Origin of the sequence: Kitasatospora sp. NPDC059408, assembly GCF_042751525.1 — a bacterium.
In the GTDB taxonomy this organism is placed as follows: Bacteria; Actinomycetota; Actinomycetes; order Streptomycetales; family Streptomycetaceae; genus Kitasatospora.
Map to the genome: position 1 here is coordinate 59,933 of NZ_JBHYWI010000019.1, position 23,028 is coordinate 82,960.

Annotated in this window: 21 protein-coding genes; 8 read left to right on the forward strand and 13 right to left on the reverse strand. The window is 73.5% G+C overall.

All coding sequences use genetic code 11. The features are described 5' to 3' along the window. Positions 1-43 precede the first annotated feature (43 nt). Positions 44-991, reverse strand: a complete 948-nt coding sequence (locus ACFXDE_RS15165; protein WP_380494342.1) for an acyl-ACP desaturase — start codon at positions 989-991, stop codon at positions 44-46. A 248-nt stretch (positions 992-1,239) separates the two neighbouring features. Between ACFXDE_RS15165 and ACFXDE_RS15170 the strand changes: the two genes are divergently transcribed. Next, positions 1,240-2,310, forward strand: coding sequence for a cation diffusion facilitator family transporter (locus ACFXDE_RS15170; protein ID WP_380494344.1), 1,071 nt, complete (start codon positions 1,240-1,242; stop codon positions 2,308-2,310). A gap of 76 nt (positions 2,311-2,386) precedes the next feature. Continuing rightward, positions 2,387-3,292, forward strand: coding sequence for a 5'-3' exonuclease H3TH domain-containing protein (locus tag ACFXDE_RS15175; protein WP_380494444.1), 906 nt, complete (start codon positions 2,387-2,389; stop codon positions 3,290-3,292). A gap of 77 nt (positions 3,293-3,369) precedes the next feature. On the opposite strand, the gene ACFXDE_RS15180 is transcribed toward ACFXDE_RS15175, so the two are convergent. Continuing rightward, positions 3,370-6,225 carry a DEAD/DEAH box helicase gene (locus ACFXDE_RS15180; protein ID WP_380444400.1) on the reverse strand — a complete coding sequence of 952 codons (2,856 nt, stop codon included), beginning with the start codon at positions 6,223-6,225 and terminating at the stop codon, positions 3,370-3,372. Positions 6,226-6,510: 285 nt separating this feature from the next. Here ACFXDE_RS15180 and ACFXDE_RS15185 point away from each other — a divergent pair, with 285 nt between their 5' ends. After that, the gene (locus ACFXDE_RS15185; RefSeq protein WP_380444337.1) at positions 6,511-6,885 is read left to right on the forward strand and encodes a hypothetical protein; all 375 of its coding nucleotides are present in this window, start codon (positions 6,511-6,513) and stop codon (positions 6,883-6,885) included. 30 nt (positions 6,886-6,915) lie between these two features. After that, the gene (locus ACFXDE_RS15190) at positions 6,916-7,248 is read left to right on the forward strand and encodes an ArsR/SmtB family transcription factor (RefSeq protein WP_380444338.1); all 333 of its coding nucleotides are present in this window, start codon (positions 6,916-6,918) and stop codon (positions 7,246-7,248) included. 34 nt (positions 7,249-7,282) lie between these two features. Here ACFXDE_RS15190 and ACFXDE_RS15195 read toward each other — a convergent pair whose 3' ends face one another. Next, entirely contained in the window at positions 7,283-8,455 is a 1,173-nt protein-coding gene (locus ACFXDE_RS15195; protein WP_380494347.1) for an aminotransferase class V-fold PLP-dependent enzyme, read from the reverse strand. 85 nt (positions 8,456-8,540) lie between these two features. Here ACFXDE_RS15195 and ACFXDE_RS15200 point away from each other — a divergent pair, with 85 nt between their 5' ends. The 3 genes from ACFXDE_RS15200 (at position 8,541) to soxR (ending at position 11,826) form a co-directional block, all read left to right on the forward strand. Next, entirely contained in the window at positions 8,541-10,667 is a 2,127-nt protein-coding gene (locus tag ACFXDE_RS15200) for a prolyl oligopeptidase family serine peptidase (protein WP_380494349.1), read from the forward strand. Positions 10,668-10,807: 140 nt separating this feature from the next. Then, on the forward strand, positions 10,808-11,185 hold the full coding sequence (locus tag ACFXDE_RS15205) for a YrdB family protein (protein ID WP_380494351.1): 378 nt from the start codon (positions 10,808-10,810) through the stop codon (positions 11,183-11,185). A gap of 185 nt (positions 11,186-11,370) precedes the next feature. Then, entirely contained in the window at positions 11,371-11,826 is a 456-nt protein-coding gene (gene soxR, locus ACFXDE_RS15210) for a redox-sensitive transcriptional activator SoxR (RefSeq protein ID WP_380444345.1), read from the forward strand. An 83-nt stretch (positions 11,827-11,909) separates the two neighbouring features. Here the strand turns inward: soxR and ACFXDE_RS15215 are convergent, their stop codons facing one another. Genes ACFXDE_RS15215 through ACFXDE_RS15235 form a run of 5 tightly spaced genes read right to left on the reverse strand, consistent with a single transcriptional unit; the run spans position 11,910 to position 17,617 of the window. Beyond that, positions 11,910-12,899, reverse strand: coding sequence for an ABC transporter ATP-binding protein (locus ACFXDE_RS15215; RefSeq protein ID WP_380494352.1), 990 nt, complete (start codon positions 12,897-12,899; stop codon positions 11,910-11,912). After that, on the reverse strand, positions 12,899-13,897 hold the full coding sequence (locus tag ACFXDE_RS15220) for an ABC transporter ATP-binding protein (RefSeq protein WP_380494354.1): 999 nt from the start codon (positions 13,895-13,897) through the stop codon (positions 12,899-12,901). The genes ACFXDE_RS15215 and ACFXDE_RS15220 overlap by 1 nt, the downstream gene beginning before the upstream one ends. After that, positions 13,897-14,883 (reverse strand): ABC transporter permease, encoded by a 987-nt coding sequence (locus ACFXDE_RS15225; protein WP_380494356.1) that lies wholly within the window; start codon positions 14,881-14,883, stop codon positions 13,897-13,899. Before ACFXDE_RS15225 ends, ACFXDE_RS15220 begins: the two co-directional genes overlap by 1 nt. Then, positions 14,880-15,854 carry an ABC transporter permease gene (locus ACFXDE_RS15230; RefSeq protein WP_380494358.1) on the reverse strand — a complete coding sequence of 325 codons (975 nt, stop codon included), beginning with the start codon at positions 15,852-15,854 and terminating at the stop codon, positions 14,880-14,882. Before ACFXDE_RS15230 ends, ACFXDE_RS15225 begins: the two co-directional genes overlap by 4 nt. 11 nt (positions 15,855-15,865) lie before the next feature. After that, positions 15,866-17,617 (reverse strand): ABC transporter substrate-binding protein, encoded by a 1,752-nt coding sequence (locus ACFXDE_RS15235; protein ID WP_380494360.1) that lies wholly within the window; start codon positions 17,615-17,617, stop codon positions 15,866-15,868. 167 nt (positions 17,618-17,784) lie between these two features. Here ACFXDE_RS15235 and ACFXDE_RS15240 point away from each other — a divergent pair, with 167 nt between their 5' ends. Then, entirely contained in the window at positions 17,785-19,233 is a 1,449-nt protein-coding gene (locus ACFXDE_RS15240; RefSeq protein WP_380494362.1) for an aminopeptidase P family protein, read from the forward strand. Between the two features lie 20 nt (positions 19,234-19,253). On the opposite strand, the gene ACFXDE_RS15245 is transcribed toward ACFXDE_RS15240, so the two are convergent. The 5 genes from ACFXDE_RS15245 to ACFXDE_RS15265 all read right to left on the reverse strand — a co-directional run bounded on the left by ACFXDE_RS15245 (position 19,254) and on the right by ACFXDE_RS15265 (position 22,996). After that, positions 19,254-19,583 carry a helix-turn-helix domain-containing protein gene (locus ACFXDE_RS15245; protein ID WP_380494364.1) on the reverse strand — a complete coding sequence of 110 codons (330 nt, stop codon included), beginning with the start codon at positions 19,581-19,583 and terminating at the stop codon, positions 19,254-19,256. Next, positions 19,580-19,951, reverse strand: a complete 372-nt coding sequence (locus tag ACFXDE_RS15250) for a type II toxin-antitoxin system RelE/ParE family toxin (RefSeq protein ID WP_380494366.1) — start codon at positions 19,949-19,951, stop codon at positions 19,580-19,582. The genes ACFXDE_RS15245 and ACFXDE_RS15250 overlap by 4 nt, the downstream gene beginning before the upstream one ends. Positions 19,952-20,051: 100 nt before the next feature. Further along, the gene (locus ACFXDE_RS15255; RefSeq protein ID WP_380494368.1) at positions 20,052-21,074 is read right to left on the reverse strand and encodes a nitronate monooxygenase; all 1,023 of its coding nucleotides are present in this window, start codon (positions 21,072-21,074) and stop codon (positions 20,052-20,054) included. Positions 21,075-21,119: 45 nt separating this feature from the next. Next, on the reverse strand, positions 21,120-21,752 hold the full coding sequence (locus tag ACFXDE_RS15260) for a response regulator (RefSeq protein ID WP_380444361.1): 633 nt from the start codon (positions 21,750-21,752) through the stop codon (positions 21,120-21,122). After that, positions 21,749-22,996 carry a sensor histidine kinase gene (locus tag ACFXDE_RS15265; protein ID WP_380494370.1) on the reverse strand — a complete coding sequence of 416 codons (1,248 nt, stop codon included), beginning with the start codon at positions 22,994-22,996 and terminating at the stop codon, positions 21,749-21,751. Before ACFXDE_RS15265 ends, ACFXDE_RS15260 begins: the two co-directional genes overlap by 4 nt. Positions 22,997-23,028 lie beyond the last annotated feature (32 nt).

Here is a 23,028-nt window from a genome sequence, read left to right on the forward strand (position 1 = left end):
CGGTCGGGCTCGTGGAGCGGTGGGGCTCGTGGAGCGGTGGGGTTCAGGCGCCCTCGGCCCGGCGGGCGCGGACGGCCAGGGCCTGGGCGCGGCGCTCGACGAAGCGGGCGGCCCGGGCGTCGAGGCCTTCGAGGTGCTCGGCGATGCGCTCGCGGGCCTGCTCGCCGGCGGGGCCGAGCCCGCCCCGGTCGAGGACCTTGAGCGCGCGCAGCAGCGGGACGAGCACCTCGTCGTGGTGCACCCGCGGGTCGTACACGCCGGCGACGGCGATCTCGGCGGCCATCCGGCCGAAGCCCGGCATGCCCTGGCCGGGCATCGCGAAGCCGCGGATCGTCTCGTCGAGCGTGACGAGCACCCGGTCGGCGTCGAGTTCGGCGGCGGCGCGCAGGAGCTCGCGGTAGAAGACCATGTGCAGGTTCTCGTCCTGGGCGATGCGGGCGAGCAGCCGGTCGCACACCGGGTCGCCGCTGAGCCGGCCGGTGTTGCGGTGGCTCACCCGGGTGGCGAGCTCCTGGACGGCGGCGTACGCGATCAGGCCGAGCGCGCCCTCGGGCTCCGGGAGGGTGCCGGTGCGCAGGTGCGCCATCCGGGCGCGCTCCAGGGCGACCGGGTCGACGGCGCGGGTGGCGTGCAGGTAGGCGCGGAGTGCGGCGGCGTGGCGGTCCTCCTCGGCCGTCCACTGGTGCAGCCACGCGCCCCAGGCGCCGTCCCTGGTGGTCCGGTCGCCGATGATCCAGTGGTAGCCGGGCAGGTTGTCCTCGGTGAGGAGGTTGACGACGAGGGCCGAGCGCACGGCGGGGCCGATCGCGGACTGCTCGGGGTGCCAGGGCTCCCCGCCGAGCGGGCCGTCGAAGTCCCGGCCGAGGCTCCACGGGACGTACTGGTGCGGGAACCACTCGCGCGCCGAGGAGAGATGGCGATTCATCAATTCCTCTGCGGTTGCTTCGAGTTCGACGAGCCAGCGAACGGGCCCCGCGGTAGCGATCTTCACGGGGCATGATCGTCGCGGACCCGCGCGGCGGGGTGCAAGCCGCGTTCACTCGGCCGAGTGACATGCCCACTCGGATTGACCAAGGCCTATGCCACGGGCAATGCGAAGGCCGTTCGGGGGAGGGTCCAACGGGAACGACAACGGTCACCAGTACAGCCTTTGGATCTTTGTCGATTCTGCGGTTCACTTCCGGTGCGGGGCGATCGCGCCGCGCCCCCTTCCCACCCGTGCGTCCAGAGAGGACTTCGATGGCCGGGCACGAGCACCCCCACGATGATCATGCGCATGACCACGACCACGGCGGCCGCGGACACGGCCACGGCGGGCACGCGCACGGCCACGGGCACGGCGGCCATTCGCACGGCGTCTCCGCCGACGCCGACCGCCGATGGCTGGTCAGCGCCCTCGCCCTGATCGTCGTCTTCATGGCCGGCGAGGTCGTGGTCGGCTTCGCCGCGCAGTCGCTGGCCCTGATCTCCGACGCCGCGCACATGCTCACCGACGCCGCCTCGATCGTCCTCGCGCTGATCGCGATGCGGCTCGCCGCCCGCCCGGCCCGCGGCGGCTACACCTACGGGCTCAAGCGCGCCGAGATCCTCTCCGCGCAGGCCAACGGCGTCACCCTGCTGGTCCTGTCCGCGTGGCTGGGCTACGAGGCGGTCACCCGGCTGATCGAACCCCCGGCCGTCACCGGCTCGCTGGTCCTGGTCACCGCGCTGATCGGCATCGTCGTCAACCTCGCGGCCGCCTGGTGCATGTCGAAGGCCAACCGCAGCTCGCTCAACGTCGAGGGCGCCTTCCAGCACGTCCTCACCGACCTGTACGCGTTCATCGCCACCGCCGTCGCCGGCCTCGTCGTCCTGACCACCGGCTTCGCCCGGGCCGACGCGATCGCCTCGCTGATCGTCGTCGTCCTGATGCTCAAGGCGGGCATCAGCCTGGTCCGGGACTCCGGACGGATCTTCCTGGAGGCCGCCCCGGCCGGCATCGACCCGGACGCCGTCGCCGACCGGCTGGTCACCGAGCCGCTGGTCGAGGAGATCCACGACCTGCACATCTGGGAGATCACCTCCGGCCAGCCCGCCCTGTCCGCGCACATCCTGGTCACCCCCGGCGGGGACTGCCACGCCGTGCGGCGCGAGCTCCAACGCCGGCTCGCCGGCGAGTACGGGATCACCCACAGCACGCTCCAGGTCGACCACGTCGGCGAGGACGAGGCGGGCGCGCTGCTGCAGATCGCCACCCCGGGCGACCGGTCCGCCGAGCACTGCGCCGACGCGCACGGCCCGGTGCACCGCGCCGGACCGCACGAGCACTGACGACCGGCGTACCGCCGGAACCGGCGGTCCGTCGGCCCCGTACGGCATGATCTGAGGCGTGACCGCACCGCGACTGATGCTGCTCGACTCCGCCAGCCTGTACTTCCGGGCCTACTTCGGCGTACCGGACACCCTGCGCTCGCCGCAGGGTGAGCCGGTCAACGCCGTCCGCGGCCTGCTGGACTTCATCGCCCGGCTGGTCCACGACCACCGCCCCGACCAGCTGGTCGCCTGCATGGACGCCGACTGGCGCCCGCAGTGGCGGGTGGACCTCGTGCCCTCGTACAAGACCCACCGCGTCGCCGAGGCCGCCGAGGACGGCGAGGAGGAGGTGCCCGACACCCTCGCCCCGCAGGTCCCGGTGATCGAGCAGGTGCTGGACGCGCTCGGCATCGCCCGCGTCGGCTCCCCCGGCTACGAGGCGGACGACGTCATCGGCACCCTCACCGCCCGGGCCACCGGCCCGGTGCAGATCGTCACCGGCGACCGCGACCTGTTCCAACTCGTCGACGACGCCCGCGAGATCACCGTCCTCTACCCCGTCAAGGGCATGGGCAACCTGCAGGTGACGGACGACGCGCTGCTCCTGGAGAAGTACGGCGTGCGCGGCGCCCAGTACGCCGACATGGCCGCCCTGCGCGGCGACCCGTCCGACGGCCTGCCGGGCGTCAAGGGCATCGGCGAGAAGACCGCCGCCCAGCTCATCAACGAGTACGGCGACCTCCCCGCCATCCGCGCCGCCGCCCTCGACGTCGCCTCCAGGCTCACCCCCGCCCGCCGCCGCAACATCGTCGAGGGCGCGGCCTACCTCGATGTCGCCCCGAAGGTCGTCCGCGTGGCCGACGACGCCCCCCTCCCCCTCTTCGACCCGGTCCGCCCCCACGAGCCCCTCGACCCCATGACCCTCGAAGAACTCTCCACCCGCTGGGGCCTCGGCACCTCCCTGGACCGCCTCCTGGAAGCCCTCGCCACGACCCGCTGAACCGCCGGGTCCCGGACATGGGAAAGCCGCACGGGCCGGAGCCCGTGCGGCTTTCCTGTTCGGCGCCTTGCGGGACCTCAGCCCACCGAGGAGTAGGCGATGATGCCGCGGCGGAGGCCGTCGACGGCCTTGCGGGCGGTCTTGCGCAGGTCGGCGTCCTCGCCGGCGGCGTCCTGGATCTGGCCGAGGACGTCGATCAGCTGCTTGGTCCAGCGGACGAAGTCGCCGGCCGGCATGTCGGCGTCGCGCAGCACCTGGTCGAGGTTGTGGCCGAGCGCCCAGCGGTAGGCGACCCAGGCGAAGCCCAGGTCGGGTTCGCGCTGGCCGACGCCCTCGGCGGTGTTGATCCGGTGCTGCTCCTCCAGGGCGTCGAGGTGGCCCCAGATGCGGACCATCTTGCCGAGCGCCTCCTTGGCCGCGCCCTCCGGCACCCGGGGGGCGCCGGCGTCGTCGGCCTGGCGCGACTCGTACACCAGCGCCGAGGCGCAGGCGGCGAGTTCGGCGGCGGCCAGGCCGCTCCAGACGCCCTCGCGGATGCACTCGGAGGCGAGCAGGTCGAGCTCGCCGTAGAGCCGGCCGAGCCGCTTGCCGTCGTCGGTGACGGTGTCGCCGCTCAGGTACCCGAGGTCGGTGAGCAGCGCGCAGACGCGGTCGAAGGTGCGGGCGATGGTGTGCGTGCGGGAGCGCATCTTGCGCTCCAGCAGCTCGGTGTCGCGGTGCAGCCGGTGGTAGCGCTCGGCCCAGCGCGCGTGGTCCTCGCGCTCGTCGCAGCCGTGGCAGGGGTGCTGGCGCAGGACGGTGCGCAGCCGGGTGATCTCGGGGTCGTCCGCGGCGGCGGCGCGCCCGCGCCGGAAGCGCTCGGGCTCCAGGTGGCCGGCCTTGGTGCGCAGCGCGGAGGCGAGGTCGCGCCGGGACTGCGGGCTGCGGGGGTTGAAGGACTTGGGGATGCGCACCCGCTCGATCGCGACGACCGGGTGCGGGAAGTCGATCATGGCGAGCCGCTTGACCTGCCGCTCGGCGGTGAGCACGACCGGGCGCGGCCCGTCCTGGAAGTCCGGGTGGCGCGACCCGCCGCGGCCGGAGCGGTCGACCGGCGGCAGGCCCGGGTCGAGGACCAGGGCGAGGCCGGCGAACTTGCCGGTGGGCACGTGGATGACGTCGCCCGGCTTGAGCTGCTCGATGGACTCGGCGGCGGCGGCGCGGCGCTGGCTGGTGCCCTCGCGGGCGAGCTCGTTCTCGCGGTCCTTGAGGCTGCGACGCAGCTCCATGTACTCGTCGAAGTCGCCGAGGTGGCAGGTCATCGACGCGCGGTAGCCGTCCAGCCCCTCCTCGTTGCGCTGCACCTGGCGGGCGATGCCGACGACCGAGCGGTCCGCCTGGAACTGCGCGAAGGACGTCTCCAGCAGCTCGCGCGAGCGGTGCCGGCCGAACTGGGAGACCAGGTTGACGGCCATGTTGTAGGACGGCCGGAACGAGGACTTGAGCGGGTAGGTGCGGGTGCCGGCCAGGCCGGCGAGCGCCTCCGGGTCGAGGCCGCGCTGCCAGAGCACGACGGCGTGGCCCTCGACGTCGATGCCGCGGCGCCCGGCGCGGCCGGTGAGCTGGGTGTACTCGCCGGGGGTGATGTCGGCGTGGGTCTCGCCGTTCCACTTGACGAGCTTCTCCATGACCACCGAGCGGGCGGGCATGTTGATGCCGAGCGCGAGGGTCTCGGTCGCGAAGACGGCCTTGACCAGGCCCTTCACGAACAGCTCCTCGACGACCTCCTTGAACCGGGGCAGCATCCCGGCGTGGTGGGCGGCGATGCCGCGCTCCAGCCCGTCCAGCCACTCGAAGTAGCCGAGGACGTGCAGGTCCTCGTCGGGGATGTCGGCGCAGCGCTCCTCGACGATGGATCGCACCAGGGCTCGGTCGGAGTCCTTGTTGAGCCGCAGCCCGGAGCTGAGGCACTGCTGGACGGCGGCCTCGCAGCCGGCCCGGCTGAAGATGAAGGTGATCGCGGGCAGCAGGCCCTCGGCGTCGAGCCGGTCGATGACGTCGACGCGGCCCGGCGTCCAGACCCGGCCGGGGCGGCCGTTGGGCATGGAGCGGCCCCGGCCGCGGCCGAAGCGGTCGCGCGGATTGCGGTCGAGCTCCGAGCGGGCGAGCCGGACGAGCTCGGGGTTGACCGCCTTGCCGGGGTTCTTGAGGCTGTGCTTGGGGCGCCCGTCGCGGTCCGGGCTGGCGAACAGGTCGTACATCCGGTTGCCGGCCATCACGTGCTGCCACAGCGGGACCGGCCGGTGCTCGGAGACGATCACCCGGGTGCCGCCGCGGACGGTGTCCAGCCAGTCGCCGAACTCCTCGGCGTTGGAGACGGTCGCGGAGAGCGAGACGAGGGTGACCGACTCGGGGAGGTGGATGATGACCTCCTCCCAGACGGCGCCGCGGAAGCGGTCGGCGAGGTAGTGGACCTCGTCCATGACGACGTAGCCGAGGCCGTCGAGGGTGCTGGAGCCCGCGTAGAGCATGTTGCGCAGCACCTCGGTGGTCATGACCACCACGGGGGCGTCGCCGTTGACGCTGTTGTCGCCGGTGAGCAGGCCGACCTTGGCGGCGCCGTAGCGCTTGACCAGGTCGCCGTACTTCTGGTTGGAGAGCGCCTTGATCGGCGTCGTGTAGAAGCACTTGCGGCCGCCGGCCAGGGCCAGGTGCACGGCGAACTCGCCGACGATCGTCTTCCCGGAGCCCGTGGGGGCGGCGACGAGGACGCCCTCGCCCGCCTCCAGGGCCCGGCAGGCCTCGACCTGGAAGTCGTCCAGCGGGAAGTCGTACAGCTGCTGGAAGCCGTGGAGGGCCGTCGCCTGCTCCACGGCCCGGCGACGGCTGGCCGCGTACGCCTCGGCGGGGCTGAGCTCCCGGTCGTCGTGGGGCTCGGGCTCAGGGGTGTTCATCGCCGTCCGGGTGGGGTTGGTGTGATCTCGCATCTCAGCGAGAGGTTACCCGGGTGGACTGACATCGATAGCACCGTTTTTTCCGGGACCGGATCAGTTCTCCCTCAGATCCATAGTTGCAAATGTCTTCAAGTGATCTGATCCGGGCCAGCTTCGGACGACTCCGGTCAATCCCGGTGGAGAGCGGCCCGTCCTCCCTACCTTCGACCGCACCGAACACACGCACCGGACGCACGGCCGGATCCGCGGCCGGGGAGACGGCCGGACACACGGGAGGACACCGAGATGGCGAACCTGGAGACGTCCCTCAAGGACGCGATGTCGATCGACGGGGCGATCGGCGTGGCCCTCGTCGACTACGGCAGCGGCATGGCGCTCGGCAGCCTCGGCGACGGCGGCGAGCTGGACCTCAACGTCGCCGCCGCCGGGAACACCGACGTCGTCCGCGCCAAGATGCGGGCGATGGAGATGCTCAACCTGCACGACAACGAGATCGAGGACATCCTGATCAGCCTCACGAACCAGTACCACATGGTCCGGCCGATCACGACGCCCACCGGCCGCGGGCTGTTCCTCTTCCTCGCGCTCAACCGCAACCGCTCCAACCTCGCGATGGCCCGCCACCAGCTCAAGCGGATCGAACTCGCCCTGGAGATCTGAGCGCACCGACACCAGGGAAGGGGGGATCTCGTGCCGGTAGCCCTCTACCAGGCCAAGGCCGAGTTCTTCCGGATGCTCGGCCACCCCGTGCGGATCCGGGTCCTCGAACTCCTCCAGGCCGGACCGACGCCCGTGCGCGACCTGCTCGCGGCGCTGGAGGTCGAACCCTCCAGCCTGTCGCAGCAGCTCGCCGTACTGCGCCGGTCCGGCATCGTCACCGCGACCCGGGAGGGCAGCACGGTGGTGTACGCGCTCGCCGGGGGCGACGTCGCCGACCTGCTCCGCTCGGCCCGGCGGATCCTCACCGGGCTGCTCGCCGACCAGAACCTGCTCCTCGCCGAGCTGCGCGCGAGCGCCGAATGACTCGGGCCCCGGACGGCTCCGCCCTTGAGCAGCGTCAGCCCTTGAGCAGCTCGGCCAGCCCGTCCGCCAGCCGCTCGTACTCGTGCGGCCGGTTGTACACCTGCGCGCTCACCCGCAGCACCCCGCCGCCGGCCCACGGGCGGACGGCGACCCGGGTCGCGAGGCGCTCCCGCACCGCCGCCATCACCGCCCGCGCGTCGGGTTCGGTCTCGGCCCACCCGGCGGGCAACCGGACGGTGCGCATCCACGCCCAGGGTGGCGCGGGCAGCGGCGTCAGCCCGGCCCGCTCGGCGAGCACCCGCAGGCCGTACGCGGCGAGCCCGGCGTTGTGCGCGGCGACGCGCCCGGTGCCGAGTTCCCGCAGCAGGTCGAACCCGGCCGGGGCGGCCAGCCAGGGCGTGTAGTCGCAGGTGCCGCGCCACTCGACGTTGGCCGGGAAGCCCCGGTCGTGCTCCCACGAGAGGGCGAGCGGGCGCACCCGGTCCGTCCACTCCGGGCGGACTGAGAGGACGGCGGTGGCGCGCGGGGCGAAGGCCCACTTGTGCAGGTTGCCGCACCAGAAGTCGGCGGCTCCGTCGACCGGCGCGGGCAGCATGCCGGGCGCGTGGGCGCCGTCCACGACGGTGGTCACGCCGCGCCGGCGCAGCTCGGCGAGCAGCTCGGGGCCGGCCACGACGCGGGCGGTGGGCGAGGTGACCAGGTCGAGGACGGCGAGGCGGGTGCGCCCGTCGACGGCCGCCAGCACCGCCTCCCGGACGGCGTGCTCGTCCGGGGCGTCGAGGGGCAGCTCGGCGGTGACGAGCTCGGCGCCGGCCTCGGCGGCCCGCCGGGCAGCCGCCCTGGTGACGGCGCCGTAGCCGTGGTCGGTGACGAGGACGCGGTCGCCGGGCGCGAGCGGGACGGTGTCCAGCGCGATCGCGACCGCCTCGGTGACGTTGGTGACCAGCGCGAGGCGGTCGGGGTCGGCGCCCAGCTCGGCGGCGATCCGGCGGCGGGCGGCGCCGATCCGGGCGGGCAGGTCGGCGAAGAAGTCGTCCGGGTCGAGCTCGTGCTCGGTGCGCAGCCGGTCCTGCACCCGCTGGACGGGCAGGGGCACCGCACCGTACGAGCCGTGGTTCAGGTGCGCGGCATCCGTCGAGAGGCCGAACAGCCCGTCGGTCCCGTCCAGGGGCTCGGGGGGTTCGACGGTCGGCAGGTCCTCGGTCACGGCACTCTCCTCCTGCTGGTGTTGTGTGACATTTCACATGACGTACCCCTGGTCCGGCAAGGCGCCGTCCGGCCACCATCGGGCGATGACCATCACGGACCCCTTCCTCACCCTCAGCGCCCGAACCGGCCGGTTCACCTTCGGTGCCCCGCGCGCGACCACGCTCAGCGAGGACGGCACCCGGCTGCTGCTGCTCCGCTCGACCGGTCCGGACGACCCGGTCGAGCGCCTCCACCTGCTCGACACCACACTCGACACCGGGTCCGGCGCCGCGGCCGGCACCGCGGCCGGCACCCCGCTCGGCACCGAGCGCCTCGTCGCCGATCCCGCCGCCCTCGCCCCCGGCCGCACCGGCCACCGCGACGACCTGCCCGCCGTCGAGCGCCGGCTGCGCGAACGGACCAGGCTGGCCGCCCCCGGCATCGGCACGTACGCGGCCACCGCCGACCTCGCCGTCGCCGTGTTCACCCTCGACGGCCGGCTCTTCCGCGTCGACACCGCCACCGGCGTGGGCACCGAACTCCCCACCGCATGGCCCGCGTTCGACCCCCGCCCGGACGCCACCGGCGAACGCGTCGCGTACGTCGCCGACGACGCCCTGTACGTCCACCCGGACCTCACTCCCCTCTCCCCCGCCGACGGCGCCCGCTGGGGCGTCGCCGAGTTCGCCGCCGCCGAGGAACTCGGCCGCCACCGCGGCCACTGGTGGCGCCCGGACGGCGGCGCCCTGCTCGCCGCCCGGGTGGACGAATCCGCCCTGCCCCGGCGGTACTTCGCCGACCCCGCCCAACCGGGCCTGCCCGCCGAGGACTTCGCCTACCCACAGGCAGGCGGCCCGAACGCCGACGTCCAGCTGTGGGTCCTCGGCACCCGGGAGGCCGACCGCAGTCGCGTCCGGCTCCGCTGGGACGCCGCCGCATTCCCGTACGTCTGCGACGCCTCCTGGGCCTCGGACGACGAGCTCCTGCTGACCGTCGCCGACCGGCTCCAGCAGAACGTCCTGCTGCTCACCGCCGACCCGGCCACCGGCGAGACCCGCGAACTCTCGCGCACCACCGACGAGTTCTGGGTCGACGACCTGCCCGGCACCCCGGCCCGGCTCCCCGGCGGCCGTCTCCTCACCGCCCACGACACCCCGGACGCCCGCGGCCTCGCCCTCGACGGCAAGCCGCTCGACACCACCGGCCTCCAGGTCCGCCGGGTGACCGGCACGCTGCACGGCCGGCTGCTCTGCGAGACCACCGACGGCGACCCGGCCGACCAGCACGTCCACCTCGTCGACCCCGACGGCGGCCCGCCCGAGCGGCTCAGCGACGGCCCCGGCGTCCACTCCGCCCTCGCCGCCGCCGGCACCCTGCTGCTCACCTCCGCCACCCCCGACGGCGTCCGCCGCACGCTGCGCCGGCCCGACGGCCGCGAGCTCCCGCTCGCCGACCTGAGCGCGGCCCTCCCGTTCCGCGTCCGCCCGCACTTCGCGCGCGTCACCGAACTCGCCCTGCCCACCGCCGTGGTGTACCCGCGCGACCACGTCCCCGGCCGCCGGCTGCCCGTCCTCCTCGACGTCTACGGCGGCCCCGGCTTCCAGGCCGTCGCGAGCGAGCCGCGCCGCTGGCAGCTCCGCCAGTGGTGGGCCGACCAGGGCTTCGCCGTCGTCACCACCGACAACCGGGGCACCCCGTTCGTCTCCCCCGCCTTCACCCGGGCGATCTTCCGCCGCTTCTCCCAGGTGGCGCTCGACGACCAGGTGGCCGCGCTGCACGCCCTCGCCGAGCGCCACCCCGACCTCGACCTCGGCCGGGTCGGCGTGCGCGGCTGGTCGTACGGCGGGTACTTCGCCGCACTCGCCGTCCTGCGCCGCCCCGACGTCTTCCACGCCGCCGCCGCGGGCGCCCCGCCCACCGACTTCCGGGAGTACGACACCGCGTACACCGAGCGCTACCTCGGCCTGCCGCAGGACAACCCGGAGGGCTACGCCGACGACTGCCTGATCGGCGACGCCCCCGCGCTGACCCGCCCGCTGCTGCTGGTCCACGGGCTGGCCGACGACAACGTCCACCCCTCGCACACCCTGCGGCTCTCCCGCGCGCTGACCAGGGCCGGCCGCCCGCACCGCGTCCTGCCGCTGCCCGGCGTCACGCACATGACGCCCGGCGGCGTGGGCGAGCAGGTCACCCAGGCCGAACTCGTCTTCCTCCGGGAGACCTTGGGGTGATCCGCGGCGTGATCCATTGAGCGTGATCCATTGAGCGTGATCCATTGAGTTGGCCCGGCCGTGCTGCCACACTCCGGCATGACCGGCACCCGGTTTGGGCGCCGGTCGTGCCGGACGGCGAAACGGGGAGAGTGGACGAGATGAAGATCCGGAGACCGGGCCCGGTCAACCAGCGCCAGTGGACGCCGCTGACCGCGGTCAACGGCGGAGTCGCCTTCGGGCTGGAGCTCGCGCTGCTCGCGGCGCTCTGCTACTGGGGCTTCAAGACCGGCGCCGCCCTGGGCACCAGGCTGCTCCTCGGGATCGGCGCGCCCGCCCTGGCGGCGACCGTCTGGGGCCTGTTCCTGGCCGCGGGCGGTCCGAAGTTCCGGCTGCCGCTCGCCGCCGAGATCGTCCTCAAGCTGGTGGTCCTCGGTGCCGGCGCGCTGGCCCTGTACGCCACCGGCCGGACCACGCTCGCGACGGTGTACGGCGTGCTCGCGGTGGTCACCACGGCCGTGGAGTACACCACCGGCTGACGGCTCGGGAAAGCCCGGGAAGCAGTTCACGCCGGCCCGCCGGGGGCCCGGACGGCAACCGTTCCGATGCGCAACCTCCCTGATCGGCACGGTCCGCGGCACGCTGCTCCGCGACCGGTTCGATCACGTCCGGTACGCTGGATCTTCAAGAGGACTTGAAGTCAACGAGCACCCGGAGGGCCGCCGTGGACACCGGACCGGTCGATCTGCTGAGCGTCGGGGAGGTGGCCCGGCGGGCCGGGATCGCCACCTCGGCGGTGCGCTTCTACGAGGAGCAGGGCCTGATCTCCTCCGAACGCACCACCGGCAACCAGCGCCGCTACCGCCGGCACGTGCTGCGCCGGCTCTCCCTCGTCCTGGTCGCCAAGCGGCTGGGCATCCCGCTGGCCGAGGTGGCCGAGGTCTTCGCCGCGCTGCCCGAGGACCGGATGCCCGGCAAGCGCGACTGGGAACGCATCTCGGCCAGGTGGGCCGAGCACCTGCGCGCCCGGCGCGCCGAGCTGGAACGGCTGGAGTCGGAGCTGACCGGCTGCATCGGCTGCGGCTGCGTGTCGCTGCGCCGCTGCCGGGTGCTCAACCCCGGCGACGAACTGGCCGCCGAGGGGCCGGGCCCGCGCCGGCTGCCGCCCCTGACCGAATGACCGGGTGAACGAACGGCTGGAACCCGGTCGGGCGCGGTCCTCGTGTGGTTCCCCACCGCGCCCGACCGGGGGTCTGGGGCCGGTCAGGCCTCCGGGAAGTGGCAGGCCGCCTCCCGGCCGCCCGGACCGGCGAGCTTCAGCAGCGGCCGCTCCGTGCGGCACACCTCCTGCGCCTTCGGGCAGCGCGGGTGGAACGTGCAGCCGGACGGCGGGTTCGCCGGGCTCGGCGGGTCGCCCGCCAGGACGATCCGCTCGCGCGCCCGCTCCGCCGCCGGATCGGGCAGCGGCACGGCCGACAGCAGCGCCTTCGTGTACGGGTGCGCCGGGTTGCCGTACACCTCGGCCTTGTCGCCGATCTCGACGATCCGGCCCAGGTACATCACCGCGACGCGGTCGCAGACCCGCTTGACCACCGAGAGGTCGTGCGCGATGAACACGTAGGCGAGGCCCAGCTCGCGCTGCAACTCCTCCATCAGGTTGACGACCTGCGCCTGGATCGACACGTCGAGCGCGGACACCGGCTCGTCGGCGATCACCAGCTTCGGTGAGGTGGCCAGCGACCGGGCGATGCCGATGCGCTGCGCCTGGCCGCCGGAGAACTCGTGCGGGTAGCGGTCGAGGTGCTCGGGGATCAGCCCGACCAGCTCCATCAGCTCGCCGGCCCGCTTCCGCGCCTCGGCTGCGCCCGACCCCTGGACCAGCAGCGGCTCGGAGATGATCCGGGCCACCGTCTGCCGGGGGTTGAGCGAGGAGTACGGGTCCTGGAAGACCATCTGCAAGTGCCGCCGGTGCGGGCGCAGTCGGGACTGGGACAGGCCGCCGATCTCGGTGCCGTCGAAGGTGACGGTGCCGGCGGTCGGGTCGAGCAGCCGGACGATCATCCGCCCGGTGGTGGACTTGCCGCAGCCGGACTCGCCGACCAGGCCCAGGGTCTCGCCCCGGCCGACGTCGAAGGACACCCCGTCGACGGCCCGGATCGGCGCGCCCGGACGCCCGGTGCGACTGCGGCGCCCCGGGAAGGTCTTCACCAGGTCCCGTACGGAGAGCAGGGTTTCACCCGTCGATCGAGCCATCACAGGACCCCTTCCGGCACCAGCGGCAGGTGGCAGGCGGCCTGGTGGCCGGGGCCGAGCGGGCCGAATTCGGGGCGCTCGGCCAGGCAGCGGGCGTGCTCCTCGACGGTCGCGGCGGTGGTGCGGGCGCAGCGCGGTGCGAAGGAGCAGCCGGGGGCGGGGGTGATCAGCGACGGCGGGCTGCCGGGGATGGCCCGCAGCGGGGCGTCGTCGGTGTCGTCGAGGCGGGGCAGCGAGTCGAGCAGGCCGCGGGTGTAGGGGTGCGCGGGGGCGCCGAACAGCCGGTCCACCGGGGCCTGTTCGGCGGCCCGTCCGCCGTACATGACGAGCACCTCGTGGGCGACCCGGGCGACGACGCCGAGGTCGTGGGTGATCATGACGACGCCGAGGCCGCGCTCCTGCTGGATCCGGGCGATCAGGTCGAGGATCTGCGCCTGCACGGTGACGTCGAGCGCGGTGGTGGGCTCGTCGGCGATCAGCAGGTCGGGTTCGCAGGCGAGCGCCATGGCGATCATGACGCGCTGGCGCATGCCGCCGGAGAACTGGTGCGGGTACTCGTCGACGCGGCGAGCCGGTTCGGGGATGCCGACCTCGGCGAGCATCTCGACGGCGCGCTGCCGGCCGGCCCGGCGGCCCGCCCGGAAGTGCACCCGGTAGTGCTCGGCGATCTGCTCGCCGACGGTGTAGAAGGGGTGCAGGCTGGACAGCGGGTCCTGGAAGATCATCGCGATCCGCCGGCCCCGGACGGTGCCCAGCTCCCGTTCGCCGAGCCCGTTCAGCTCCCTCCCCTCCAGCCGGATCGAGCCGGTGACGGCGGCGCCGCGGTGCAGGCCCATGACGGCGAGCGAGGTGACGGACTTGCCGCTGCCGGACTCGCCGACCAGGCCGAGCGTGCGCCCGGCGTCGACGGTGAAGGAGATGCCGTCGACGGCCCGGACGGTGCCGCGCGGGGTGTCGAACGAGACCCCGAGGTCGTCGACTTCCAGAAGAGCGGCCATCAGTACCTCACTCTCGGGTCGACGAACGCGTAGAGCAGGTCGACCAGCAGGTTCGCCGCGACGATGAAGGAGGCCGCGAGCAGGGTGACGCCGAGGATGACCGGCTGGTCGGAGCGGACCAGCGCGTCGTAGAAGAGCCGTCCGACGCCGGGCAGTCCGAAGATGGACTCGGTGATGACGGCGCCGGCCAGCAGCCCGCCGAGGTCCATGCCGAAGATGGTCAGGATCGGCGTCATCCCGGAGCGCAGCCCGTGCTTGACGGTGACGGTGCGTCCCGGTAGCCCCTTGGCGCGGGCGGTGCGGATGTACGGTTCCGCCATCGCCTCGATCATCGAGTTGCGGCTCTGCCGGGCGTACATGGCCGCGTACAGCAGGGCGAGCGCGATCCACGGCAGGAGCAGGTTGGAGGCCCACGACACCGGGCCGTCGGTGAACTTGTGGTACGCCGGGTAGGGCAGCAGCCCGGCCGTCCTGACGACACCCCAGATCAGCATGATCGAGGTGAAGTAGACCGGCAGCGACGCGGCGCCGACCGAGAACACCATCAGCGTGCGGTCGACGGCCGTGTCCTTGCGCAGCGCCGAGGTGACGCCCGTGCCGAGGCCGAGGGCCAGCCAGAGCACGGCCGCGCCGAGCGCCAGCGAGACGGAGACCGGCAGCCGGTCGGTGAGCAGGTCCCAGACCGGCAGCGAGTACTCGTAGGAGTAGCCGAGGCACGGGAAGCCGCAGTGCACGGCGCTGGGGCCGCTGCCGTAGTCGCGGCCGGCGAAGATGCCGGTCAGGTAGCCGGCGAACTGCTCCCAGACCGGCCGGTCCAGGCCCATCGCGGCCTTGACGTCGGCGAGCCGCTCGGGGCTGCAGGTCTTGCCGCAGGCCGCCGCGGCCGGGTCGCTGGGCAGCAGGTAGAAGATGGTGAAGGTGATGGCGGTGATGGCGAGCAGGATGCCGGCCGCGCCGAGCAGCCGGCGGCCGAGGTAGAGGATCACGACCGGCCTCCCCGGGGGTCCAGGATGTCGCGCAGCGCGTCGCCGAGCAGGGTGAAGGCGAGCACGGCGAGGAACAGGAAGGCCGTCGGGATCAGGAAGTACGTCGGGTCGGTCTCGTAGAAGTTGATGCTCTCGGCGATCATCTGGCCCCAGGAGGGGGTCGGCGGGCGCACGCCGACGCCGAGGTAGCTGAGCGCGGCCTCGGTCGCGATCATGCCGGGGACGAGCAGCGTCGTGTAGGCGATGACCGGGCCGGAGACGTTGGGCAGGATCTCGCGGGTGAGGATCCGCCAGGGGCGGGCGCCGCCGACCTTGGCCGCCTCGACGTACTCGCGGTGCTTGAGCGAGAGCGTCTGGCCGCGGACCACCCGGGCGATGCCGGGCCAGGTGAACAGGCCGATGACCAGGGTGATCAGCAGGATCCGGTTGACGTCCTTGGCCACCGACATCATCGCGATCATGAAGATCAGGGACGGGAAGGACATCGTGAGGTCCATCAGCCGGGAGAGCACCGAGTCCGTCCGGCCGCCGAAGTAGCCGGCGGCGATCCCGGCCAGGGTGCCGGTGGCCACGACCACGGCGGTGGCGGTGAAGGCGATCAGCAGCGAGACCTGGCCGCCGTGCAGGACCCGGGCGAGCAGGTCGCGCCCGGTCGACGGTTCGACTCCGAGCCAGTGCCGGGTGCCGATCCCGCCGAAGTCCCCGACCGGCTGGCCGCCGAGGTACGGGTCGATCGCGCGCTTGTCGAACTCGTCGGGGGACCAGCCGCCGAGCGCGCTCAGCGGGCCGGCCAGTGCGGCGAGCAGCACCAGGACGGCGACGGTGACCAGGCCGAACCGGGCCGAACCGCGGGCCCACAGCCGGTCCCGGACGAGCCGCCAGGGCCCGCGCCCGGCGGCCTTCGCGGGGCCCGCCGCCCCCGCCCGCGCGGTGGCGGGCTCGGTGGCGGCGGGCTCAGTGGTGGCAGTCATCGGACGATCCCTCAGCCCTGGCTCTTGGCGGGGTCCTTGAGGCCGATCGTGGCGAAGTCCCACTGACCGGTCCACACCGGGTGCCCGAAGGCGCCGGCCACGTTCGTCCCGGCCAGCAGCGGGCGGCGCTGCCAGAGCATCGGCACGGTCGGCGCCTTCTTCATCAGGTCGTCGCCCAGCTGGAGCCAGGCCTTGTTGGCCTCGGCGACGTCGGTCATCGCGCTGATCTGGTCGATCCGGTCCGAGGTGGCCTGGTCGCGGAACTGCTCGACGTTGCCCTGGTTGCCCTTCTCCTTGATGGTGCGGCCGTCGAAGACCATGGGCAGGAAGGTCGCGCCGGACGGGTAGTCCGGGCACCAGCCGAGGATGGCGAGGTCGGGCGCGTTCTTGGTGTCACCGATGGTGTCGTAGTAGACGGACGGGTCGGCGGTGGTGATGGTGACCTGGATCCCGGCCTTGGCCAGCGACTGCTGGAGCGCCTCGGCCCGGGTCTTGTCGCCGGAGGAGACGGTCAGCGAGACCTTGAGGTCGGTCTTGCCCGCGTCCTTGAGCAGCTGCTTGGCCTTCTCCGGGTCGCCGGTCGGGGCGATCTTCAGCGTGTCCACCTTGGTGCCGCCGGTCATCGCGGGCGGCAGGTAGGCGGTGGCCACGTCGCCCATCGCCGGGCCGCCGTTCGCGGTGACCTGGGCGTCCCGGTCCACCGCGTACATCAGCGCCTCGCGCACCTTCGGGTCGTCGAACGGCGCCTTGGAGGTGTTGGGGTAGAGCATGTCGGTGCAGCCCTGCTGCTCGGCGATCAGCCGGGACTTCACGTCCGGCTTGGGCAGCACCTTCGCGACCGACTCCGGGCGCAGGTTCATCCACTCGACCGCCGAGGCGTCGGCGCCCTCGCTCGCGATGATCCGGTCGTCGACCTGCCCGCCCTTGAGGCCCTGGACGACCACGATCTTGTCGGGGTAGGCCTTGCGGACCGGGTCGGTGGCCGGGTCCCAGCCGGTGTTGCGGACGAGTGTCAGCTGCTTGCCGCGGTCGTAGGTCTCGATCTTGTACGGGCCGGAGGAGAACGGGCGCAGGTCGTACTGCGTGCCCTTGTCCTGGGCCTGCGGCACGGGCGCGAACGTCGGCAGGGTCGCGGTGTAGGAGAACTCGGCCACCGGGCGCTTGAGGTGGAAGACGACGGTCCGGTCGTCCGGGGTCTCGATGCTCGCCAGGTGCTCGCCGTTCAGCGGGCCCTTGTAGTTCTCGCCGCCGGCCAGGTACTGCTGCGCGTAGTCGGGGCCGCCGGTGAGGTCCGGGGCGAAGGAGCGCTCGACGTTGTACTTGATGTCGGCGGACCTGATCGGCGTCCCGTCCTCGTACTTGACGCCCTCCTTGAGGGTGAAGCTCCAGGTCTTCCCGCCGTCCGAGGAGCGGCCGAGGTCGGTGGCGAGGTCGGGGACGATCTCGCTGCCGGCGGCGCCCGGCTCCGCCTTGAAGGTGACCAGGGTGCGGTAGAGCAGCCGGATGCCGAAGTCCATGTTCGGCATGGTCCAGTTGCGGGCCGGGTCGAGGTGGGCGAAGTCCTGGTTCGAGAGGACGGTCAGGGTGCCGCCCTTCACCGGGGTGCCGCCGACGATCGAGCCGGAGGCGGCGCCGGGGGCCCTGGTGCTCTCGGCCCGGCTGTCACCGCCGCTGTCGCTCTTGTCGTTCGTGCAGGCCCCGAGGCCGAGGGTGAGGGTCGCCGCGAGGGCTGCCGCGAGCGCGGCGTGGGTGCGCCTGGTCATGTTGCAACTCCGCTGTGGGGGCCGGGTCTGGCCGCTCCGCTGTGTGACCCGTAACATAGTAATGTGAAATTGCACTGCACAAGAGCCTGCGCCGCCCGTTACCGAGCTGTGTCCGGCTCCCTGCCGCCCGGCGCCCTACCGCCCGTGCCACGTCGAGGAGTTCACCGGTGACCCTCCGTCAAACCGACCTCAACACGGGGAGCCACGACCTCCCCGTCTCCCCCGCCCTCGACGCCTTCATGGCCACGCGGTGGGCCCCCAGCCCGCTGCCCGCCGACCGGCGCGCGCCCGGCCACGACCGCCTCCCCGGACGGCACGCCCGGCTCTCCGCCGCGTTCCCCGGCGAGCGGCTGGTCGTCCCCGCCGGCCGGCTCAAGGTCCGCTGCAACGACCTCGACCACCGCTTCCGCCCGCACAGCGCCTACGCCTGGCTCACCGGCCTCACCGGCGAGGACCAGGCCGACCACGTCCTCGTCCTCGAACCGGCCGGCCCCACCGGACACGAACCCGTGCTCCACCTGCGGCCCCGCTCCCCGCGCGACGGCGCCGAGTTCTACCGCGACCGCCGCTACGGCGAGTTCTGGGTCGGCCGCCGCCCCGACCTCGCCGAGGCCGCCGCGCTCACCGGCCTGCGCACCGAACACCTCGACGACCTCGCCAAGCTGTTCACCGGACCGCAGCCGCCGACCCGCGTCCTGGCCGGCACCGACCCGTTCGTCGACTCCCTGCGGACCGGCGCCGACGCCCTCCGCGACCGCGAACTGGCCGCCGTCCTCTCGGAGTTGCGCCTGGTCAAGGACACCTGGGAGGTCGACCAGCTCCAACTCGCCGTCGACCACACCGTCCTGGGGTTCGAGGACGTCGTCCGCGCCCTGCCCGCCGCCCTGCGCCACCCGCGCGGCGAACGCTGGATCGAGGGCGTCTTCGACCTCCGCGCCCGCGCCGAGGGAAACGGCACCGCCTACACCACCATCGCCGCCTCCGGCGCCCACGCCTGCGTCCTGCACTGGATCCGCAACGACGGCGCCCTCGACCCCGACGCCCTGCTCCTCCTCGACGCCGGCGTCGAGACCGACACCCTGTACTCCGCCGACATCACCCGCACCCTGCCCCTGAGCGGCACCTTCACCCCCGTCCAGCGCCAGGCCTACGACCTCGTCCTCGCCGCCCAGAGCGCCGGCATCGCCGCCCTGCGCCCCGGCGCCCGCTTCCGCGACTTCCACCGCGCCGCGATGCGGGTCATCGCCGAAGGCCTCGCCGACTGGGGCGTCCTGCGCATCCCCGCCGACCAGGCCCTCGCCGAGGACAACGGCCTGTACCGCCGCTACACCCTCTGCGGCAGCGGCCACATGCTCGGCCTCGACTACCACGACTGCGCCCAGGCCCGCGCCGACCGCTACCTCGACGGCACCCTGGAGGAGGGCATGGTCCTCACCGTCGAACCCGGCCTCTACCTCCAACCCGACGACGAGACCCTCCCCCTGGAACTCCGCGGCCTGGGCATCCGCATCGAAGACGACCTCGTCATCACCCCCGACGGCGCCCGCCTGATGTCCAGCGCCCTCCCGAGGACACCGGAGGCCATCGAGTCCTGGATGGCCGACCTGCTGAGTTGACCGCGAGGACAGGCGGACGATCAGGCCACCTTGATCGTCCGCTCCCCCTGTCGGACGGTGACCTCGACCTCGCCACCGATCGCGGCGGCGTACGCCCGGAGGTTGTCCAGGCTGTCGACCTGCCCGTGCTCAATCTGCGACACCCGCGCCTGGCTCACCCCGAGCAGCTCGGCCACGTGCTTCTGGGTGAGCCCGGCCTTGCGGCGCAGCTCGGCCAGCTCATGCCCCCGGATCTGGGCCAGCGATTCCTCGCGGATCCGGGCCCGCCTCGCTTCCGCCTCCGGCGTCGCGAGCTCGGGAAACCGCTTCATGACCTCGGCCCGCACCTCGGTCCAACTACGCCCCTTCATCGGCGCACTCCGTTCCGTTGCTCCTCGACGTAATCCGCGTAGCGCTTCTCCGCCAACGGGATCGACTCGTCGTACCACTCCGACCAACGACCTGACTTGTCGCCCGCCACCAGAACGATGGCCTCTCGCTCCTGGTCGAAGACGAACAGCATCCGCACCTCACTGACACCCGAGGACCCCGGCCTCAGCTCCTTGAGGTTGTGCAACCGGCTGCGGTGGATCCGGTCCACCACCGGCCGCCCCAGGGTCGGCCCCTCGTCAGCCAGTAGGTCCAGGGCCTCAAGGATGTTCTCGGCCGCTTTGGGGTCCTCCTCGCAGACCTGCAAGTACCACTCCTCGACCGGCGCCAATAGTGTGATCTCCCACATGTGGCCACAGTAAGTTGTCCCTTATACGTTACCGCGCACTTTCCCGCTCAATCCACCCCCGCGAGGGACGACACGCCCCGTCCGGCGCGCGCCGGACGCACTACCCCCGCGCGGCCCGCCAGAGGTCCGCGACGAGCTGCTCCGCCGGGCCCGGGTGTGCCAGCCGGTGGGCGGTGCCTGCCCAGAGGTGCATGAACCGGGTGTCGGCGCGGCGGGTGGCGGCGGCGCGGAGGGGGCTGGTGAGGTGGTGGACCTCCGGGTAGGCGGGCGGGGCGTAGGGGCCGTAACGGTCGATGAAGGCGTTGCGCAGGCCTCGGGCCGGGCGGCCGGTGAAGGCGCGGGTGACGACGGTCTCCGGCAGTTCGGTGAGCGCCGCCCGGTGGGCCCGGGACGCGCCGGACTCGTCCGCGCGCAGCAGCGCCGTCCCCAGCTGCACCGCCACCGCCCCCGCCCGCAGCGCCGCCGCGATGGACGGACCGTCGCCGAGTCCGCCGGCGGCGATCAGCGGCAGGTCGGTCACCGTCCCTACGCTGCCCAGGAGTTCGAGCAGCGGAACCTCTCCCGGATCGTCCGCGACACGGTGGGTGCCCCGGTGGCCGCCCGCCTCCGGGCCCTGCACGCAGAGCGCGTCCATGCCGACCGCCTCCGCCGCCCGCGCCTCCTCGGGCGTGGTGACGGTGCCCACCTGGAACGACCCCGCCGCGCGGACGGCCGCGGCCTCCGCCGCCGTGGGCAGCCCGAAGGTGTACGAGACGACGTCCACCGGATCGGCCAGCAGCACGTCGAGCTTGGCCTCCCAGTCGTCCCGGTCCGGCCCGGTCTCCTCGGGCAGCCGGACGTCCCACCGCTCGGCCTCCGGCCGCAGCCGCTCCCGGTAGGCCGCGACCGCCGCCGGACCGCCGGGCGCGGCCGGGACGAAGAGGTTCACGCCGAAGGCCCGGTCGGTCGACTTCCGTACGGCGGCGATCTGTTCGGCCGTCCCGGCGGCCGTCCGGTACCCCGCGGCCAGGAACCCCAGCCCGCCGGCCCGGTTCACCGCCGCCACCAGCTCGGGGGTGGACGCCCCGCCCGCCATCGGCGCGGCGATCACGGGAACGGCGAGTTCATCGAGAAGACGGGCCATCGGCGGGTTCCTCCACTCCGGAGAACGGTTCGAACCCGCCCCACCCTACGCCCGCCGGATCAGCCCCCGGCCGCGCGCCTCCCGCACCGCCGCCGTGCGCGAGTCGACCCCCAACTTCGTGTAGATGTGCACCAGATGCGACTTCACCGTGGCCTGGCTCAGGTGCAGCCGCTGGCTCACCTGCTGGTTGGTCAGCCCGTCCGCGACGAGCCCCAGCACCTCGATCTCCCGGTTGCTGAGCGACGCCGCGGGCGTCCGCATCCGCTCCAGCAGCCGGTCCGCGACGGTCGGCGCGAGCGCCGTCCGGCCCGCCGCCGCGGCCCGCACCGCCTGGGCGAGCTCCTCCGGCGGGGCGTCCTTCAGCAGGTACCCGGTGGCGCCGGCCTCCAGGGCGGGCAGGGTGTCCGCGTCCGTGTCGTACGTCGTGACGACGAGCACCCGCGGCGCCCCCGCGCGGGCGGTGATCTCGGCCGTCGCCTGGGCACCGTTCATCGCCGAGCCGGGCCCGAACTGGAGGTCCATGAGCACGACGTCGACCCCGCCCGCGGAGGCCAGCTCGACCGCCCGTTCGGCGGTCGCCGCCTCCCCGACGATCGTGAAGTCCGGTTCGCCCTCCAGGACGGCCCGCAGCCCGGCCCGCACCACCGGGTGGTCGTCCGCCAGCAGCAGCCTGATCACGCCCCCACCTCCGTCGCCGGGAACCCCGGCTGCACCGGCGGCACGGCCGGCACGGCCGGCACCGGCAGCAGCACGGCGAGTGCCGTGCCCTCGCCGGGCGCCGACTCCACCGTGAAGGTGCCGCCGAGCGCCCGGGCCCGGGCCCCCATCGACGGAAGCCCGAACCCGCCGTCGTCGCGCGCCGGGCGCCCCGGGAGCGCCGCCGGATCGAACCCGGCCCCGTCGTCGAACACGTCGAGTGCCACCTCGCCCTCCATGTAGCTGAGCGTCACCTCGGCGTGCGAGGCCCGCGCGTGCCGGACGGTGTTGCCGAGCGCCGACTGCGCGATCCGCAGCAGCGCGACCTCCTGCGGCACCGGCAGCCGCACCGCCTCCCCGGAGACGTGCAGGTGGACGGGCAGCCCGCTGTGCGCCGTCGTGGTGGCGCACAGCCGCTCCAGCGCGACGGGCAGCGGGTCGCCGTCGAGCGCGGGCGGGGTGAGCGCGCGGACGAAGCGCCGGGCCTCGTCGAGGTTGTCCTGGGCGGCCTGCCGGGCCTGCTCGACGTAGCCGGCCGCGGCGTCCGTGCGCTCCGGCAGGGCCCGCTGGGCGGCCCGGAGCAGTAGCTGGATGCTGCTGAGGCTCTGCGCGAGGGTGTCGTGGATCTCCCGGGCGAGGCGCTCGCGCTCGGCGAGCACCCCGGCGGCGTGGTGGGCGGTGGCGAGGTCGGCGCGGGCGGCGGTGAGCTCGTCGATCAGGCGGCGGCGCTCCTCGCTCTCCCGGTACAGCGCCTGGTAGCCGAGGACGGTGGCGGTGGCGACGGCGGCGCCGAGCGAAGGCCCGATGGACGCGGCCACGCTGAAGGAGCCCTGGTGCCAGGACCACGCGGCGATCGCGGCGGCGGTGGTCAGCCCGACGGCGGCGAGTCCGCCGCGGCGGCCGAGCAGGTGCAGTTCGAGGAAGTACAGCGGGAACGCCAGCCACACCCCGTCCTGCGTGGCCACGAGCACGCCCGCCCAGGTGACGCCGAGCAGCGCGAGCCACAGCGCGGCCGCCCGGCGCGAGCGGCGGATGACCGCGAGCCTCGGCCCGGCCGCGTAGGCGGCGCCCATCGCGGTGGCGGCGGCGGTCACGGACGCCGGGTCGCCGTCGCGGCCGGTGAAGGCGCGGGCGACGGCGAGGACGAGCAGGCCCGCCACGAGCAGGTGCAGGCAGACCTGGAGGACGCGGGCGACGGGGGTGGTGCGGAAACGTTCGGTCGCCATCCGTCCAGCCTAAGTTCCGCGTCGCGGGCCCG

What these genes read in the sequence shown, in the direction of transcription:
- ACFXDE_RS15250 (WP_380494366.1), bottom strand. Translation starts at nt 19,951, where the DNA reads ATGTGGGAGATCACACTATTGGCGCCGGTCGAGGAGTGGTACTTGCAG.
- ACFXDE_RS15230 (WP_380494358.1), bottom strand. Translation starts at nt 15,854, where the DNA reads ATGACTGCCACCACTGAGCCCGCCGCCACCGAGCCCGCCACCGCGCGG.
- ACFXDE_RS15180 (WP_380444400.1), bottom strand. Translation starts at nt 6,225, where the DNA reads ATGAACACCCCTGAGCCCGAGCCCCACGACGACCGGGAGCTCAGCCCC.
- ACFXDE_RS15185 (WP_380444337.1), top strand. Translation starts at nt 6,511, where the DNA reads ATGGCGAACCTGGAGACGTCCCTCAAGGACGCGATGTCGATCGACGGG.
- ACFXDE_RS15245 (WP_380494364.1), bottom strand. Translation starts at nt 19,583, where the DNA reads ATGAAGGGGCGTAGTTGGACCGAGGTGCGGGCCGAGGTCATGAAGCGG.
- ACFXDE_RS15175 (WP_380494444.1), top strand. Translation starts at nt 2,387, where the DNA reads ATGCTGCTCGACTCCGCCAGCCTGTACTTCCGGGCCTACTTCGGCGTA.
- ACFXDE_RS15235 (WP_380494360.1), bottom strand. Translation starts at nt 17,617, where the DNA reads ATGACCAGGCGCACCCACGCCGCGCTCGCGGCAGCCCTCGCGGCGACC.
- ACFXDE_RS15200 (WP_380494349.1), top strand. Translation starts at nt 8,541, where the DNA reads ATGACCATCACGGACCCCTTCCTCACCCTCAGCGCCCGAACCGGCCGG.
- ACFXDE_RS15220 (WP_380494354.1), bottom strand. Translation starts at nt 13,897, where the DNA reads ATGGCCGCTCTTCTGGAAGTCGACGACCTCGGGGTCTCGTTCGACACC.
- ACFXDE_RS15255 (WP_380494368.1), bottom strand. Translation starts at nt 21,074, where the DNA reads ATGGCCCGTCTTCTCGATGAACTCGCCGTTCCCGTGATCGCCGCGCCG.
- ACFXDE_RS15205 (WP_380494351.1), top strand. Translation starts at nt 10,808, where the DNA reads ATGAAGATCCGGAGACCGGGCCCGGTCAACCAGCGCCAGTGGACGCCG.
- ACFXDE_RS15170 (WP_380494344.1), top strand. Translation starts at nt 1,240, where the DNA reads ATGGCCGGGCACGAGCACCCCCACGATGATCATGCGCATGACCACGAC.
- ACFXDE_RS15265 (WP_380494370.1), bottom strand. Translation starts at nt 22,996, where the DNA reads ATGGCGACCGAACGTTTCCGCACCACCCCCGTCGCCCGCGTCCTCCAG.
- ACFXDE_RS15215 (WP_380494352.1), bottom strand. Translation starts at nt 12,899, where the DNA reads ATGGCTCGATCGACGGGTGAAACCCTGCTCTCCGTACGGGACCTGGTG.